We start from the raw sequence: 16,834 nt of genomic DNA, 5'->3' as shown, positions 1-16,834 counted from the left end.
AATGAGAGGATGGCATTACATGGACGAACACATGGCAAAATTTGAAGAGAGATTAAAAGAACTGGTGAAGCTTGGAAAGAAGAAAAAAGGGATTCTTGAGATTCAGGAAATCAATGACTTCTTCCATGATATCGATCTGGATTCTGAACAGATGGAGAAAGTATTTGAATATCTGGAAGGACAGAATATCGATGTGCTTCGTATCAGCTCCGATGATGACGATATTGATGATTCGGATATTGTAATCTCAGACGAGGATGAAGTAGATGTTGAGAAGATTGACCTGTCTGTTCCGGATGGAGTCAGCATTGAAGATCCGGTCAGAATGTATCTGAAAGAGATCGGTAAAGTTCCACTTCTGACAGCGGAAGAAGAAGTAGATCTTGCAAAACGTATGGCAGAAGGCGATGAGAGCGCCAAGAAGAGACTGGCAGAAGCGAACCTTAGACTTGTTGTCAGCATTGCAAAGAGATATGTTGGACGAGGCATGTTGTTTCTTGACCTTATTCAGGAAGGTAACTTAGGTCTGATCAAAGCAGTAGAGAAATTCGATTATCATAAAGGATTTAAGTTTAGTACGTATGCAACATGGTGGATCCGTCAGGCGATTACAAGAGCAATTGCCGATCAGGCAAGAACGATCCGTATTCCAGTGCATATGGTAGAGACGATCAACAAATTGATCCGTGTTTCCAGACAGTTATTGCAGGATTTAGGACGTGAACCTACGCCGGAAGAGATCGCTGCTGAGCTGGACATGCCGGTAGACAGAGTGCGTGAGATCCTTAAGATTTCCCAGGAACCGGTGTCACTGGAAACTCCGATCGGTGAAGAGGAGGACAGTCATCTTGGTGACTTTATTCAGGATGATAATGTACCGGTGCCGGCAGAGGCAGCAGCACAGACTCTTCTGAAAGAACAGCTTGACGAAGTACTGGACACGCTGACAGAGAGAGAACAGAAAGTATTGCGACTGCGTTTTGGTATGAATGACGGACGTGCACGTACACTGGAAGAAGTTGGTAAGGAATTTGACGTTACGCGTGAGCGTATCAGACAGATTGAAGCAAAAGCACTTCGGAAGCTTCGTCATCCGAGCCGCAGCAGAAAATTAAGAGATTATTTAGACTAAGAAAGAGGCGCCTATGGAACTATCAAAAAGACTGTACGCAGTTGCAGCTCTTGTGACAGAGGGCGCCTCTGTTGCAGATGTTGGAACTGACCATGGCTATATCCCGATTTATCTGATACAGGAGAAGATCGCATCACGGGTAATCGCTATGGATATTAATAAAGGACCGCTTGAGCGGGCGAGAATACATATTGAAGAACAGGGACTGTCGGATCGGATTGAGACAAGATTGTCGGATGGTACACAGGCACTTGTTCCGGGAGAAGCAGATACGCTTATCACCGCTGGAATGGGTGGTGGACTTGTGATCCATATTCTGGAAGAGGGTAAAGATGTGATCAATCAGATGAAAACCTGTATTTTACAGCCACAGTCAGAGATTGACAAAGTACGACGGTATCTTACGCAGGAACATTTTTTGATCGTCGATGAGGATATGGTGGAAGAAGATGGCAAATACTATCCGATTCTCAAAGTGGAGCATGGAGAGTCGGAAACCTATGAAGAGTATGAATTCTATTATGGAAAGAAATTACTTGAAAAAAAGCATCCGGTGCTAAGGGATTTTCTGTTGCGGGAATGTGCGATCCAGGAGAAGATTTTGAAGCAGTTAAATAAACAGGCAGACAGTACAAGTATTCGGGTGAGGAAAGCAGAGCTTGCAGAAGAGATGCTAAGAACAAAAGAAGCACTGGAACGAATCACGGATGTGCATAATGCAGAATAATCTGCAAGTATTATAGCCGGAGATATCTGATTAACAGCATATTATAATAGAAAATAAATGAGCAACCCGGAAACGGGAATACAGGAAACAGAGGTGAATAGTATGCTCTGTAAAGAGATCATGGAAAAAATAGAAAATGTATATCCAAAGGATGCGGCGCTCTCCTGGGATAATGTCGGACTTCTTGCCGGAAGAGACGATAAAGAAGTCCGTAAAATCTACGTTGCGCTGGATGCGACAGATGAAGTGGTGGAGGATGTGATCTGTCAGAAAGCAGATATGCTTGTAACACATCATCCGTTGATTTTTGGCGGTATGAAACAGATCAACAACCGGGATTTTATCGGCAGACGTCTGTTACAGCTGCTCGGTAATGATATTTCTTATTATGCAATGCATACAAATTACGATGTATGCAGGATGGCTGAGCTTGCAGGCAATCTTCTGGGGCTCAATGATACAGAAGTACTGGATGTTACCGGAATGCGCATACAGCCGGAAACAGGTGAGGAGTATCCGGAAGGCATTGGTGAGATTGGCAGCTGGCAGAAACCGGTAACTTTAAAAGAATGCTGTGATAAAGTAAAGAAAGCATATGGGGTTCCGCAAGTGAAAGTATTTGGTGATCTTGCTCAACAGGTATCGCGGATCGCTCTCTGTCCGGGTTCCGGAAAAAGCGTGATCACACAGTCGCTGGCAAAAAAAGCGGATGTGTTGATTACCGGAGATATCGGTCATCACGAGGGGATTGATGCAGTTGCACAGGAACTTGCAATCATTGATGCAGGACATTATGGTGTGGAACACATTTTTATAGAAGATATGAAGAATTATCTGCAGGAAGCGTTTCCGCAGACAGCGGTTATAAGTGCTGCCATCCATCATCCGTTTACGGTGGTATAGGAATGGCAGATATTGCACAGACATTTTCGGACAGATGCAAAGAAAGGATGATGTGAAATGTATCAGGTAAAAATCCATGACGAGATCAGACAGTATGAAGCCGGAACAACCTATCTGGAGATCGCAAAAGAATATCAGAAAGAATATTCCCATGATATCGTACTTGTCACGGTTGATGGTAAATTACAGGAACTTCACAAGAAAGTAAACAGAGACTGTACACTTAACTTTGAGACAACAGCATGTGACAGTGGGCACAAAACATACAAAAGAAGCATGAGCCTTTTGCTTGTCAAAGCAATTTATGATGTGGCAGAACACGAGAATGTTGATAAAGTCCGGATCCACTATTCCGTCAGTAAGGGATATTATTGTACAATTGAAGGCAATGTTGTACTGGATCAGCAGTTCCTGGATCAGGTAGAAGCACGGATGCATCAGATGGTAGAGGCAGATCTTCCAATCAATAAGAAATCTGTAAATACCGATGATGCGATTGCGACATTTGCCAGATACGGTATGCATGATAAGGAGAAGTTGTTTGCGTACCGCAGGGTTTCCAAAGTAAATATCTACAGCATTAATGAATTTGAAGACTATTATTATGGATATATGGTTCCGAGCACCGGGTATTTAAAATACTTTAAATTGTATCTTTATGATGACGGATTTGTGCTCCAGATGCCGGAACAGAAGGAACCAGAAATTGTTCCGCCATTTGAGCCGCAGAACAAATTATTCCATGTATTAAAAGAATCCACAAGTTGGGGTGATATGCAGGGGATTGAGACTGTTGGTGCACTGAATGACAGGATTACCAAAGGTGATGTGCGGGAGACAGTACTCGTCCAGGAAGCATTACAGGAGAAAAAAATTGCGGAAATAGCTGCAACGATCGCTGCCAGACCGGAATTAAAATTTATCCTGATCGCCGGTCCGTCATCATCCGGAAAGACAACATTTTCCCATCGACTGTCAGTACAGCTTCGTGCCTGTGGTCTGGTGCCGCATCCGATCGCGGTAGATAATTATTTTGTAGAACGGGAAGAGAATCCGGTGGACGAGAATGGAGATTTTGATTTTGAATGTCTGGAAGCAGTAGATGTGGAGTTATTTAACAGACAACTGGGAGATCTGCTTGCAGGAAAGGAAGTTGTTCTTCCAAGGTTTAATTTTGTGACCGGACATAAGGAATACGGACCGGACGTGAAGAAGCTGGGAAAAAATGATGTTCTCGTCATCGAAGGAATCCACTGCCTGAATCCGAAACTGACGCAGAGTCTTCCGGATGAAAATAAATTCAAGATCTATATCAGTGCACTGACACAGCTGAATATTGATGAGCATAACCGGATTCCGACAACAGACGGACGTCTGCTCCGGAGAATTGTCCGGGATGCAAGAACAAGAGGCGCTTCGGTTGCGCGGACAATCAATATGTGGCCATCTGTAAGAAAAGGGGAAGAGAAGAATATTTTCCCATATCAGGAAGAAGCGGATGTGATGTTCAATTCGGCGTTGATTTATGAACTTGCTGTATTGAAACCATATGTGGAAGCACTTCTGTTCGGAGTGGACAGAAAAGCACCGGAATATGTAGAAGCAAAACGATTGTTAAAATTCCTGGATTATTTTGTGGGAATCGGAAGTGAAAACGTTCCAACGAACTCCCTACTGCGGGAATTCATTGGAGGTGGATGTTTTCAAATTTAATTCTTGACCATATGATTTGAGATAATTGCTGTGATAATTTAAGAACGATAGAATTTGATGAGGCTGTCCAGTCGGGAACTCATGTTGTGCATGAGCAGATCCAGTACTGTGACAGCTGTCATTGCTTCTACGACAACGACAGCGCGGGGAACAATGACAGGATCGTGGCGCCCGGTAATCTCAATTGTAGTATCTGTAAGCTCCTGACAGTCTGTTCTCATGACGGTATCCTGTGGCTGGGAGATAGATGGCGTTGGCTTGACTGCCGCCCGCAGTATGATCGGACTGCCGTCGCTCATACCTCCGAGTGTACCGCCAGAGTGATTTGTTGCTTTGGTAAGCTTACCAGCGTCAAGACGGAAAGAATCGTTGTTGTTACTTCCAAGTGCGGCAGCAGCCTGGAAACCGTCGCCAATCTCCACACCTTTGACTGCACCGATGGACATAACCGCACTGCAAAGTGCAGCGTCCAGTTTATGAAATACGGGCTCTCCGATACCGGCAGGTACACCGGTGATCGCACATTCGATCATGCCGCCTGAGGAGTCCTGCTTTCTGATACATTCAGCAAGGTAGTCAGAAGCCCTGGCTGCGTAATCGTTATTTGGCATATAGAGTGCATTTTCTGTAATCTGATCGTAATGATATTCATTTTCCGGAATGACAATATCTCCGATGGAACGGGTATAAGCTGTAATGGTGATACCGAGTTGTCTTAATATCTTTGCGGCGATTGCTCCGGCTGCAACACGTCCGATCGTTTCGCGACCGGAAGAACGTCCGCCGCCACGGTAGTCGCGAAAACCGTACTTGGCATCAAAAGTGTAATCTGCATGTCCCGGACGATAGCAGTCTTTGATCTTGCCATAATCTCTGGAACGCTGGTCTGTATTCTCGACCATGATGGAAATTGGCGTTCCGGTTGTATGACCTTCAAAAACGCCAGATAAAATACGTGCTTTATCGGACTCTTTTCTTGCAGTTGTAAAGCGGCTCTGTCCCGGTTTTCTGCGGTCGAGATAGATTTGAATATCTTCTTCATCTAAAGAAAGTCCCGCAGGACATCCGTCTATAACAACCCCGATTGCGGCACCGTGTGACTCGCCCCAGGTTGTGATTGTAAATAAATTTCCTAAAGTTGAACCTGCCATAGTTGTTCTCCATTTCTTCTATAATATGTAGTCTTTGAAATTGTTCGGTATGTAAAACGTTACAACTTATTATATAGGAAGCAGGAGAAAAGCGCAACGGATGAATAAGGGCGGATATTCAAAAATTCTTCATATTTTCCTTAAAATTTAGTCTGTACTTTTATGGATATGCATATTATAATGGGACATGTGAATAAAAAAGGAGTAAGCGCTTATGAGTAAGAATGACAAAAGAGCCGATGAGATTATCGAAGAAACAATGCGGGAATTATATGGTGATCTTCATAAGTCTGAGATCCGTGATTCAATAGATGAAGATGATTTCGATGAAGATGGATTCGAAGAATTTGATGAAGATGATTATGAAGAAATCAGCCACAGAAAAGCAAAGAAAACTCATGCGGCAGGTTATGATGAAAAACCGGATTATGAGGACTTTGAGGACTTTGAGGGTGAAGAAGGCGAGGTAGAGTCGGACGCAGTAAAAGAGGCATCAAAAGCATACAAGAAACGCAGACGTAAGAAAAAAGCAGGAAAAGTGATCGGAACTATCGTGGGGATCCTCGCTGTAGTTTATATTGGAATTGCACTTTATTTTGGAAGCCATTTTATGTTCTATACGAAGATCAATGGCAACGATGTTGCGCTTAAGAGTGTAAGCCAGGTGGAGAGCAAGTTAAAGAAAGATGTCGGAGATTATGTACTTACATTGAAAGAATCTGACGGAAGTACAGAAGAGATTGACGGATCTGACATTTCCCTGGAGTATGTGCAGTCTGATGAACTTGCGAAATGTATAAAACAGCAGAACAATTTCCTGTGGATCATATCACTTTGGAATCATCCGCAGATTGAGGCTTCAGTTGGTGTAAAATACGACAAAGAAGCACTGGCAGATGAGGTCAGTGGTCTGAATTGTATGGATAAGAAGAACCAGACTAAATCAAAAAATGCATATCCGAAATTCATGGATACCCGATTTGAGATTGAACCGGAAGTTATCGGCACAGAGATTGATGAAGATGCGTTCAATGAAGCAATTAAGGAAGCATTAGACGGATTCCAGTCAGAACTGGATCTTACAAAAGAGGGATGCTATATTAAGCCGGATTATACAAAAGACTCACAGGAAGTCAAAGATGCGGCTGAGAAGATGAACAGTTATCTCGGAGCAAAGGTTACATATGATTTCAGTCCGAAGACAGAAGTCGTAGATTCTTCTGTTATTTCACAATGGGTGAAAGTAAACAAGAAGATGAAAGTGAAGTTTGACAAAGATGCGGTGAAGAAGTATATTCAGAGTCTTGCGTCCAAATATAATACCAGAGGAAAGACACGCACTTTCAAAACCGCAACCGGAAACACAGTCAAAGTGGATGGCGGAGATTATGGCTGGTGCATAGCGCAGGACAGCGAATACAAAGAGCTGACAAAGAATATCAAAAAAGGTGAGACAGTCACCCGTGAACCGAAATATTTAAGTAAAGCAGCATCCCATGATACGATGGATATGGGAGATACTTATGCAGAGGTAGACTTAACGAATCAGAGAGCATACTTTATTAAGAAGGGTAAAGTTGTGCTCAGCACAGATGTTGTAACCGGTAATCCGAACAAAGGCAATGCAACACCTCCGGGCGTGTATTCTCTGACATATAAAACAAAGAATGCAACACTTCGTGGTGAGAGAAGACCGGATGGTACTTATTCCTATGAGACGCCGGTTAAATATTGGATGCCTTTCAATGGAGGAATTGGATTTCATGATGCTTCATGGCAGCCGACTTTCGGAGGAAGCCGTTATAAATCACACGGTTCCCATGGTTGTGTCAATTTACCGCCATCAGTTGCACCGAAGATGTATGAACTGGTATACAAAGATGTGCCGGTTGTATGTCATAATTAGAAAAGTGCTGCTGGCAGCAATTAAGGAATAAAGAGATAATAAGCAGTAAATGATGAAAATCACAGAAAGCAATGAGGATAAGATCATGTATGAATTAATTAAAAAAGATGGTCTTGCCAAAAGAGGAAGATTGCATACAGTGCATGGTGTTATAGAGACACCTGTATTTATGAATGTGGGAACGGCGGCCGCGATCAAGGGCGCAGTTTCCACAGATGACCTCCAGCAGATCAAGACGCAGGTGGAACTTTCAAATACGTATCATCTCCATGTGCGTCCGGGAGATGAAGTTGTGAAAAAGCTGGGCGGTCTTCATAAATTTATGACCTGGGATAAGCCAATCCTTACAGATTCCGGCGGGTTTCAGGTTTTTTCTCTGGCAGGACTCAGAAGAATCAAAGAAGAAGGAGTTTATTTCAACTCCCATATAGACGGGCACAAGATTTTTATGGGACCGGAGGAAAGTATGCAGATTCAGTCTAATCTTGCGTCTACAATAGCAATGGCATTTGATGAATGTCCGTCGAGTATTGCAAAAAGAGATTATATGGAAAAATCGGTTGACCGGACAACCAGATGGCTGAAACGCTGTAAGGCAGAGATGAACCGTCTGAACAGTCTTCCGGATACGATCAATAAGCAGCAGATGCTTTTTGGAATTAACCAGGGTGGCGTCTATGAAGATATCCGTATCCGCCATGCACAGGAGATTGCACAACTTGATCTGGATGGTTATGCGATCGGCGGACTTGCGGTCGGAGAAACACATGAAGAGATGTACCGGATTCTGGATGCGGTTGTACCGCATCTGCCTGAGAACAAACCGACGTATCTGATGGGAGTCGGCACACCGGCAAACATTCTGGAGGCGGTTGACCGTGGAGTAGACTTCTTTGACTGTGTATATCCAAGCCGTAACGGAAGACATGGACATGTCTATACGAATCATGGAAAACTGAATCTTTTTAATGCCAGATTTGAACTGGATGATAAGCCGATCGAGGAAGGATGCCAGTGTCCGGCATGCCGTTCCTATTCCAGAGCGTATATCAGACATTTGCTGAAAGCAAAAGAGATGCTCGGCATGCGGCTCTGCGTGCTTCACAATCTGTATTTCTATAATACGATGATGGAAGAAATACGGGATGCTATAGAAGCGGGAAGATATAAGGAATATAAGAAATGGAAACTGGACGCAGTTTCGGGGAATAATTCGTAAAATTTCTATGAAATTGTGGGAAATAGCTTGCTAGAGCCTGCATTATTGTGTATGATAGCAATAGTGTTTAAAAATATTAGGAGGAAGAAATATGTTTACATTAGCAGCACAGAGTTCACCGGTAAACGGGATTGTTTTAGTTTTAATATATGCATTGATCTTTGGTGGATTCTGGTTTTTATTCATCAGACCACAGAAGAAAGAACAGAAGAGAGTACAGGCTATGATCGCAGAGATGGAAGTTGGAGATACAGTACTCACATCAAGCGGTTTTTACGGTGTGATCATCGACATCAGTGATGATGATCTGATCGTGGAATTCGGTAACAACAAGAATTGCCGTATCCCGATGCAGAAAGCAGCAATTGCACAGGTCGAGAAGGCATCTGCTGAATAAGAGATATAATTGAAGAAGATATCAGAAAGGGATGTCCGTAGAGGGCGTCCTTTTTTATATATTCTTGATGTTAGCATATTGCATGCACCTATATAGATATAGAAAAACTATATAAAAAAGACCAGTTTTGTACGTGCGAAAATACAATATAAGGCGCAAAAACAGGCAAAATTGCACAAAATCATGTACAAGCGTTGTAATGAGAACGATTATCAAAAATATGCTTGCTATTTTATTCACAAGATGATATACTTTGCAACGAAAAACAGAAAACGAAGGATGAAAGGAGTATGTGCGATGACACAGCGTGAACAGTGGGAAGGCTTCTCCGGAGAGAACTGGAGACATTCCATAGACGTAAGAGATTTTATTCAGGAAAACTACACACCATATGAGGGAGATGAGTCCTTCCTGGAAGGTCCTACAGAAGCAACCAACACATTATGGGAAAAGCTTCAGGAACTGCAGAAAGAAGAACGTGCCAAAGGCGGAGTCCTTGATATGGAGACAGAAGTTGTATCCGGACTTACAGCTTATGGACCGGGATACATCAGTGAGGAAACAAAGGATCTTGAAAAAGTAGTTGGTCTTCAGACAGACAAACCGCTTAAGAGAGCGTTTATGCCATATGGTGGTATTAAGATGGCTGAGCAGGCATGTACAACTTACGGATATCAGCCAAGCGAAAAGCTGCATGAGATTTTCACAAAATATCATAAAACACACAACCAGGGAGTATTTGATATCTATACACCGGAGATGAAAAAAGCAAGACATAACAAGATCATCACAGGTCTTCCGGATACTTACGGAAGAGGACGTATCGTAGGTGATTACCGTCGTGTTGCATTGTATGGTGTCGATTTTCTTATTGAAAAGAAACAGTATGATTTTGAGCGTTATGCAAGACATGGTATGAAAGGAACAGATTTCCGTCTCCGTGAAGAGCTTGCAGATCAGATCAAAGCGTTGAAAGAGATGAAGGAAATGGCTGCTGCTTACGGATTTGATATTTCAGAGCCGGCAAAAGATGCAAAAGAAGCAGCACAGTGGCTGTATTTCGGATACCTTGCAGCAATCAAGACTCAGAACGGAGCTGCAATGAGTGTCGGACGTATTTCTACATTCCTTGATATTTATATTGAAAGAGACTTAAAAGCCGGAAAACTGACGGAGAAAGAAGCTCAGGAACTGATCGACCATATGGTAATGAAGTTCCGTATGGTTAAATTTGCAAGAATCCCATCTTACAACGAGCTGTTCTCAGGAGATCCGACATGGGCAACACTGGAAGTAGCTGGCCTTGGACAGGATGGACGTTCTATGGTAACAAAGAATGATTATCGCTTCCTGCACACATTGAAGAACATGGGACCGTCACCGGAGCCAAACCTTACAGTATTATATTCTTCAAGACTGCCAGAGAACTTTAAGAAGTTTGCAGCTTTGATTTCCGTAGAGACAAGCTCAATCCAGTATGAGAACGATGATGTTATGCGTCCGGTATGGGGCGATGACTATTCAATCTGCTGCTGCGTATCGGCAACAGAGACAGGTAAAGAGATGCAGTTCTTCGGAGCACGTGCAAACCTTGCTAAGTGTCTGTTATACGCAATCAACGGTGGTATTGATGAGAAGAACAAAGTTCAGGTAGGACCTGCTTACCGACCAATCACATCGGAATATCTTGACTTCGATGAGGTGATGGAAAGATATGACGAGATGATGGAGTGGTTAAGCAAGCTGTATGTTGATACACTGAACATGATCCACTATATGCATGACAAATATTACTATGAGTCAGCACAGATGGCACTGATCGATACAGATGTAAAACGTTCTTTCGCAACTGGTATTGCAGGATTCTCTCATGTAGTAGATTCCCTTTGCGCTATCAAATATGCAAAGGTTAAACCAATCCGTGACGAAGACGGAATTACAACTGACTTTGAGATCGAGGGAGACTTCCCAAGATATGGTAACGATGATGACCGTGCAGATGACATGGCAATCTGGCTTCTGAAGACATTTATGCACAAGCTGAACAAATGCCACACTTACAGAAATTCTGTACCGACGACATCTATCCTTACAATTACTTCTAACGTTGTATATGGTAAAGCAACAGGATCTCTTCCGGATGGAAGAAAAGGTGGCGAGCCGTTATCACCAGGTGCTAACCCGTCATACGGCGCAGAGAAGAGCGGTTTGTTAGCTTCACTGAACTCCGTAGCTAAACTTCCATATGAGCTGGCACTGGATGGTATTTCCAATACACAGACAATCAGTCCGAGCGCACTTGGACACAGCGATGATGAAAGAAAAGAAAACCTTGTACATGTTATGGATGGATACTTCGACCGCGGAGCACATCATCTGAATGTCAATGTATTTGGTGTAGACAAACTGCGTGATGCTATGGAACATCCGGAGAAACCGGAATACGCAAACTTTACAATCCGTGTATCCGGATACGCTGTTAAGTTCATTGACCTGACACGTGAGCAGCAGTTAGACGTAATCGCAAGAACATGCCACGAGCAGATGTAGTCTGAACATTTGATTTGAAAAATACTAAAGGAGCAAAACAATGACGAAAGGATATATCCATTCTCTGGAAAGTTTTGGTTCCGTTGACGGACCGGGTGTACGGTATGTGATCTTTTTATCTGGCTGCGCAATGCGCTGTCAGTTCTGTCACAATCCGGACACTTGGAATATGCAGGCAGGAACGCCTTACACAGCAGATGAACTGCTTGAAAAAGCATTGAGATACCGCTCTTACTGGGGAAGTAAGGGCGGTATTACCGTCAGTGGAGGAGAACCACTCCTGCAGATTGATTTTCTGCTGGAGCTGTTTACAAAAGCGAAAGAAAAAGGAGTTCACACAACTCTAGATACCTGTGGTAATCCATTTACAAGAGAAGAACCATTCTTTTCTAAATTTGAAAAGCTGATGGAAGTAACAGATCTTGTAATGTTAGATATTAAGCATATGGATGAGGAGCAGCATGTGCTTCTGACCGGACAGAAGAATGACAACATTCTTGATATGGCAAAATACCTGTCGGATACAGGTAAATCTATGTGGATTCGTCATGTACTGGTGCCGGAAAGAAGTGACAGGGACGACTATTTATGGAAACTGCATGATTTCATAGAGAAACTTGATCACGTAGAACGTGTGGAAGTGCTTCCATATCATACGTTGGGAGTATACAAGTGGAAAGAACTTGGTATCCCTTACGGACTGGAAGGCATCGAACCTCCGACGCAGGAAAGAATTCAGAATGCGAATGAGATTCTGAAGACTGCATCATATTTATAAAAGTATATGAAAATACTGGAATGTGCCAAGGCACATTCTTTTTTTGTGATGAGGAAAATGCTGTGACAAATGGCAGCTATGGAGCTATCCGGGAAAACATGATATAATAAGAAGAAAAATGATAAGGGAGGATTTGGATATGGTGAATTATTCGGAAGATCCAAACAGACAGTATCATATACAGGTCGCACCCGGTGAAGTTGGAAAGTATGTTATTCTTCCGGGAGATCCAAAACGCTGTAAGAAGATTGCAGAACATCTGGATGATGCAAAACTGGTTGCAGACAGCCGGGAGTTTGTAACTTATACCGGAACACTGAACGGAGTAAAGGTCAGTGTCACATCTACCGGAATTGGAGGTCCTTCGGCGGCAATTGCTCTGGAGGAATTAGTAAAGGCAGGAGCAGATACATTCATCCGTGTCGGTACAAGCGGAGGAATTGATCTTTCCGTAAAAAGCGGAGATCTGGTTATTGCAACCGGAGCAGTCCGCATGGAAGGAACAAGTAAAGAATATGCGCCGATAGAATATCCTGCTGTAGCAGATATAGAAGTCGTGAATGCATTAATCGGAGCGGCGAAGGAGATGTGCGTTCCCTATCATGCCGGGGTAGTGGAAAGTAAAGATTCCTTTTACGGACAGCATACACCGGAGAGCAAACCGGTAAGCTATGAGCTGCTGAACAAATGGGAAGCATGGAAGAGAATGGGTTGCCTTGCGTCTGAGATGGAATCTGCTGCATTATATATAGTAGGAAGTTATCTTCGCGTGCGGATAGGAACCGTGCTTTTGGTGATGGCAAACCAGGAACGCGCAAAAGAAGGTCTGGACAATCCGGTAGTTCATGATACGGAACTTCCAATAAAAACTGCGGTTGAGGCAATCCGTAGCCTGATAAGAGAAGATCGGAAAAAACAGAAAATATAAGGAAGGAGCGACAGATGGACAGTATACAACAACTGATCAGAGAAGCTTTTTCTGCGCTTGAATATGCCTATGTACCGTATTCGGGATTTAAAGTCGGTGCGGCGCTTCTTACAGAGAGTGGAAAAATCTACACCGGATGTAATATTGAAAATGCCGCATATACGCCAAGCAACTGTGCGGAGAGAACGGCATTTTTCAAAGCGGTCAGTGAAGGAGAACGACATTTTACAAAGATCTGTATAGTGAATGAAGATACAAAAGGTATGCATACTTATTGCCCGCCATGCGGAGTGTGCAGACAGGTGATGCAGGAGTTCGCAGATCCTGATAAATTAGAGATTATTCTGGCAAAAAGTCAGGATGAATATGTAACTTACAGCCTGAAAGAATTATTACCACTTGGTTTCGGCGCAGACAATTTGTAATTTTAGCGTATTAAAGTCTTGAAAGCTGTAAGAAAATAAGATATTATAGGATGTATATTATTTATATTAACAGAGCACACTCTGTTTTAAGTGATATAACATTCGAAAGATTTTGCCGGTGGCAGGTTCTTATAGATACGTGAGTGCGTTGAAAGATATATTTACACAGGAAGGAAGAGCGATTATGAATTTAAATATTGGTGTGATCAAAGGGGATGGAATCGGACCGGAGATTGTAACAGAAGCAATGAAGGTTCTCGACAAAGTTGCAGATGTTTACGGACATACATGCAATTACACACAGCTTCTGATGGGTGGAGCTTCTATTGATGTACACGGAGTACCGCTTACGAGTGAGACAGTTGCACAAGCAAAAGCAAGTGATGCAGTGCTGATGGGATCCATCGGAGGAGATGCAAAGACTTCACCTTGGTATCAGTTAGAGCCGTCCAAGAGACCGGAAGCAGGACTTTTAAAGATTCGTAAAGAACTGAATTTATTTGCTAACTTAAGACCGGCGATTCTTTATGATGAACTGAAAGGCGCATGCCCATTAAAAGAAGAAATCACAGAAGGCGGATTTGATCTGATGATCATGCGTGAACTGACAGGAGGTCTCTATTTCGGTGAGAGAAAGACCATAGAAGAAGACGGCGTGATAACTGCGCACGATTCACTTACATATAATGAAAATGAGATCCGCAGAATTGCAAAGCGTGGTTTTGACATTGCTATGAAGCGCAGAAAGAAGGTAACAAGTGTAGACAAAGCAAACGTACTTGATTCTTCCAGATTGTGGAGAAAAGTTGTAGAAGAAGTTGCAAAGGATTATCCGGAAGTAACACTGGAACATATGCTCGTTGACAACTGTGCAATGCAGCTTGTCAGAGATCCGAAACAGTTTGATGTAGTTCTTACAGAGAACATGTTTGGAGATATTTTATCTGATGAAGCAAGTATGGTAACCGGTTCCATCGGAATGCTGGCAAGTGCGAGCCTTAATGAAACCAAATTTGGCCTGTACGAGCCAAGCGGCGGTTCTGCGCCGGATATTGCAGGAAAAGGAATCGCAAACCCAATCGCAACAATTTTATCTGCGGCAATGATGTTAAGATTCAGCTTCGATCTGGATAAAGAAGCAGATGCAATTGAGAATGCGGTTGAAAAAGTATTAAAAGAAGGATATCGTACGATTGATATCATGTCAGAAGGAAAGACACAGGTTGGAACTGAGAAAATGGGAGACCTGATCGCAGGATATATCGAATAGGAATGTCAATAAGGTTACAGGAGGGAAAGAAACATGAGAAGTGATACAGTAACAAAAGGAAAACAGCAGGCACCGCATCGTTCATTATTTAATGCACTTGGTCTTACACAGGAAGAGATGGAAAGACCACTGGTCGGAATCGTAAGTTCATATAATGAGATTGTGCCGGGACATATGAATCTGGACAAAATCGTTAATGCGGTAAAACAGGGAGTTTCCATGGCAGGTGGAACACCGATTGTATTTCCGGCAATCGCTGTGTGTGACGGAATTGCAATGGGACATATCGGAATGAAATATTCCCTTGTAACAAGAGATTTGATCGCAGATTCTACGGAAGCAATGGCAATGGCACATCAGTTTGATGCACTGGTTATGGTGCCGAACTGCGATAAGAATGTACCGGGACTTCTGATGGCAGCGGCAAGAATTAATGTGCCGACAGTATTTGTAAGTGGCGGTCCTATGCTTGCAGGTCATGTAAAAGGACAAAAGAGAAGTTTGTCCAGCATGTTTGAGGCGGTTGGAGCCAATGCAGCAGGAACAATGACAGATGAAGATCTGTGTGAATTTGAAAATAAAGTATGTCCGACATGTGGATCCTGTTCCGGAATGTATACAGCGAACAGCATGAATTGTCTGACAGAAGTGCTTGGAATGGGACTCCGCGGTAACGGAACAATCCCGGCCGTATATTCTGAGAGAATCCGCCTTGCAAAACATGCAGGTATGAAAGTTATGGAGATGCTTGAGAAGAATATCCGCCCAAGAGATATTATGACAAAAGAAGCAATCTTAAATGCATTGACTGTAGATATGGCACTGGGATGTTCTACAAACAGTATGCTGCATCTGCCGGCAATCGCTCATGAGATCGGTATGGATTTTGAAATCGATTTTGCAAATGGCATTAGCGAGAAGACACCGAACCTCTGCCATCTGGCACCGGCAGGCCCGACTTACATGGAAGACCTGAATGAAGCCGGCGGTGTATATGCAGTTATGAACGAGCTGAATAAAAAAGGCTTACTGCATACAGAGTGTATGACGGTTACAGGTAAAACCGTCGGAGAAAATATTAAAGAAGCAGTCAACAAAAATCCGGAAGTTATCCGTCCAATCGACAATCCATATACACCAACAGGCGGACTTGCAGTATTGAAAGGTAATCTTGCACCGGACGGAAGTGTTGTAAAACGCTCCGCAGTTGTAGATGAGATGCTGGTACATGAAGGACCGGCAAGAGTATTTGAATGCGAAGAAGACGCAATCGCAGCAATCAAGGGTGGCAAAATTGTAAAAGGTGATGTAGTTGTAATCCGCTATGAAGGACCGAAAGGTGGACCGGGTATGCGTGAGATGCTGAACCCGACTTCTGCAATCGCAGGAATGGGACTTGGTTCCAGTGTTGCCTTAATTACAGACGGACGTTTCAGTGGAGCATCCAGAGGAGCATCCATCGGACATGTTTCACCGGAAGCCGCAGTTGGCGGACCGATTGCGTTAGTTGAAGAAGGAGATATTATTAAGATTGATATTCCGAATCTGAAACTGGAACTGGATGTATCTGATGAAGAACTGGCTAAGAGAAAAGCAGCATGGACACCGAGAGAGCCGAAAGTTACAACCGGTTATCTGGCAAGATATGCTTCTATGGTAACATCCGGAAACAGAGGAGCTATTCTGGAAGTTCCAAAACAGTCATAAGACAAGACATAAGAGAGTAAGGTTACAG

At 43.2% G+C, this 16,834-nt stretch carries 14 protein-coding genes; 13 read left to right on the top strand and 1 reads right to left on the bottom strand.

All coding sequences use genetic code 11. The features are described from left to right. Nucleotides 1-19 precede the first annotated feature (19 nt). The 4 genes from rpoD (at nucleotide 20) to DW125_RS05355 (ending at nucleotide 4,475) form a co-directional block, all read left to right on the top strand. Nucleotides 20-1,132 carry an RNA polymerase sigma factor RpoD gene (gene rpoD, locus DW125_RS05370; RefSeq protein ID WP_021860698.1) on the top strand — a complete coding sequence of 371 codons (1,113 nt, stop codon included), beginning with the start codon at nucleotides 20-22 and terminating at the stop codon, nucleotides 1,130-1,132. Nucleotides 1,133-1,145: 13 nt separating this feature from the next. After that, complete coding sequence (locus tag DW125_RS05365) at nucleotides 1,146-1,859, top strand: tRNA (adenine(22)-N(1))-methyltransferase (RefSeq protein ID WP_021860697.1); 714 nt, start codon at nucleotides 1,146-1,148, stop codon at nucleotides 1,857-1,859. Nucleotides 1,860-1,961: 102 nt separating this feature from the next. After that, entirely contained in the window at nucleotides 1,962-2,762 is an 801-nt protein-coding gene (locus DW125_RS05360; RefSeq protein ID WP_021860696.1) for a Nif3-like dinuclear metal center hexameric protein, read from the top strand. 57 nt (nucleotides 2,763-2,819) lie between these two features. Next, nucleotides 2,820-4,475 (top strand): nucleoside kinase, encoded by a 1,656-nt coding sequence (locus tag DW125_RS05355; RefSeq protein WP_021860695.1) that lies wholly within the window; start codon nucleotides 2,820-2,822, stop codon nucleotides 4,473-4,475. Between the two features lie 38 nt (nucleotides 4,476-4,513). On the opposite strand, the gene aroC is transcribed toward DW125_RS05355, so the two are convergent. After that, the gene (aroC, locus tag DW125_RS05350; protein ID WP_021860694.1) at nucleotides 4,514-5,626 is read right to left on the bottom strand and encodes a chorismate synthase; all 1,113 of its coding nucleotides are present in this window, start codon (nucleotides 5,624-5,626) and stop codon (nucleotides 4,514-4,516) included. 214 nt (nucleotides 5,627-5,840) lie between these two features. Between aroC and DW125_RS05345 the strand changes: the two genes are divergently transcribed. From DW125_RS05345 to ilvD, 9 genes are all read left to right on the top strand, one after another. After that, nucleotides 5,841-7,532 carry a L,D-transpeptidase family protein gene (locus DW125_RS05345; RefSeq protein WP_021860693.1) on the top strand — a complete coding sequence of 564 codons (1,692 nt, stop codon included), beginning with the start codon at nucleotides 5,841-5,843 and terminating at the stop codon, nucleotides 7,530-7,532. A gap of 85 nt (nucleotides 7,533-7,617) precedes the next feature. Beyond that, entirely contained in the window at nucleotides 7,618-8,751 is a 1,134-nt protein-coding gene (gene tgt / locus DW125_RS05340) for a tRNA guanosine(34) transglycosylase Tgt (protein WP_117537419.1), read from the top strand. 91 nt (nucleotides 8,752-8,842) lie between these two features. Further along, nucleotides 8,843-9,148, top strand: coding sequence for a preprotein translocase subunit YajC (gene yajC, locus DW125_RS05335; RefSeq protein ID WP_021860691.1), 306 nt, complete (start codon nucleotides 8,843-8,845; stop codon nucleotides 9,146-9,148). A gap of 297 nt (nucleotides 9,149-9,445) precedes the next feature. Continuing rightward, a complete protein-coding gene (pflB, locus tag DW125_RS05330; protein ID WP_117537326.1) occupies nucleotides 9,446-11,698 on the top strand; it encodes a formate C-acetyltransferase in 2,253 nt (750 codons plus the stop codon). A 40-nt stretch (nucleotides 11,699-11,738) separates the two neighbouring features. Beyond that, nucleotides 11,739-12,476, top strand: coding sequence for a pyruvate formate-lyase-activating protein (pflA, locus tag DW125_RS05325; RefSeq protein WP_021860689.1), 738 nt, complete (start codon nucleotides 11,739-11,741; stop codon nucleotides 12,474-12,476). A gap of 139 nt (nucleotides 12,477-12,615) precedes the next feature. Then, nucleotides 12,616-13,404 carry a uridine phosphorylase gene (udp, locus tag DW125_RS05320; protein WP_117537325.1) on the top strand — a complete coding sequence of 263 codons (789 nt, stop codon included), beginning with the start codon at nucleotides 12,616-12,618 and terminating at the stop codon, nucleotides 13,402-13,404. A gap of 14 nt (nucleotides 13,405-13,418) precedes the next feature. After that, nucleotides 13,419-13,829, top strand: a complete 411-nt coding sequence (gene cdd, locus DW125_RS05315) for a cytidine deaminase (RefSeq protein ID WP_117537324.1) — start codon at nucleotides 13,419-13,421, stop codon at nucleotides 13,827-13,829. 184 nt (nucleotides 13,830-14,013) lie between these two features. After that, nucleotides 14,014-15,099 carry a 3-isopropylmalate dehydrogenase gene (gene leuB / locus DW125_RS05310; protein ID WP_021860686.1) on the top strand — a complete coding sequence of 362 codons (1,086 nt, stop codon included), beginning with the start codon at nucleotides 14,014-14,016 and terminating at the stop codon, nucleotides 15,097-15,099. 33 nt (nucleotides 15,100-15,132) lie between these two features. Further along, the gene (gene ilvD, locus DW125_RS05305; RefSeq protein ID WP_021860685.1) at nucleotides 15,133-16,806 is read left to right on the top strand and encodes a dihydroxy-acid dehydratase; all 1,674 of its coding nucleotides are present in this window, start codon (nucleotides 15,133-15,135) and stop codon (nucleotides 16,804-16,806) included. Nucleotides 16,807-16,834: the final 28 nt, after the last annotated feature.

Origin of the sequence: Dorea sp. AM10-31, from assembly GCF_003435815.1 — a bacterium.
GTDB lineage: Bacteria > Bacillota > Clostridia > Lachnospirales > Lachnospiraceae > Dorea_D > Dorea_D hominis.
Note: the sequence above shows the minus strand (reverse complement) of the source record. Positions and strands in the feature narration are given on the sequence as shown.

Excerpts from the sequence above, each read along its gene's own strand:
- rpoD (WP_021860698.1), top strand. The coding sequence starts at position 20 with ATGGACGAACACATGGCAAAATTTGAAGAGAGATTAAAAGAACTGGTG.
- DW125_RS05365 (WP_021860697.1), top strand. The coding sequence starts at position 1,146 with ATGGAACTATCAAAAAGACTGTACGCAGTTGCAGCTCTTGTGACAGAG.
- DW125_RS05360 (WP_021860696.1), top strand. The coding sequence starts at position 1,962 with ATGCTCTGTAAAGAGATCATGGAAAAAATAGAAAATGTATATCCAAAG.
- DW125_RS05355 (WP_021860695.1), top strand. The coding sequence starts at position 2,820 with ATGTATCAGGTAAAAATCCATGACGAGATCAGACAGTATGAAGCCGGA.
- aroC (WP_021860694.1), bottom strand. The coding sequence starts at position 5,626 with ATGGCAGGTTCAACTTTAGGAAATTTATTTACAATCACAACCTGGGGC.
- DW125_RS05345 (WP_021860693.1), top strand. The coding sequence starts at position 5,841 with ATGAGTAAGAATGACAAAAGAGCCGATGAGATTATCGAAGAAACAATG.
- tgt (WP_117537419.1), top strand. The coding sequence starts at position 7,618 with ATGTATGAATTAATTAAAAAAGATGGTCTTGCCAAAAGAGGAAGATTG.
- yajC (WP_021860691.1), top strand. The coding sequence starts at position 8,843 with ATGTTTACATTAGCAGCACAGAGTTCACCGGTAAACGGGATTGTTTTA.
- pflB (WP_117537326.1), top strand. The coding sequence starts at position 9,446 with ATGACACAGCGTGAACAGTGGGAAGGCTTCTCCGGAGAGAACTGGAGA.
- pflA (WP_021860689.1), top strand. The coding sequence starts at position 11,739 with ATGACGAAAGGATATATCCATTCTCTGGAAAGTTTTGGTTCCGTTGAC.
- udp (WP_117537325.1), top strand. The coding sequence starts at position 12,616 with ATGGTGAATTATTCGGAAGATCCAAACAGACAGTATCATATACAGGTC.
- cdd (WP_117537324.1), top strand. The coding sequence starts at position 13,419 with ATGGACAGTATACAACAACTGATCAGAGAAGCTTTTTCTGCGCTTGAA.
- leuB (WP_021860686.1), top strand. The coding sequence starts at position 14,014 with ATGAATTTAAATATTGGTGTGATCAAAGGGGATGGAATCGGACCGGAG.
- ilvD (WP_021860685.1), top strand. The coding sequence starts at position 15,133 with ATGAGAAGTGATACAGTAACAAAAGGAAAACAGCAGGCACCGCATCGT.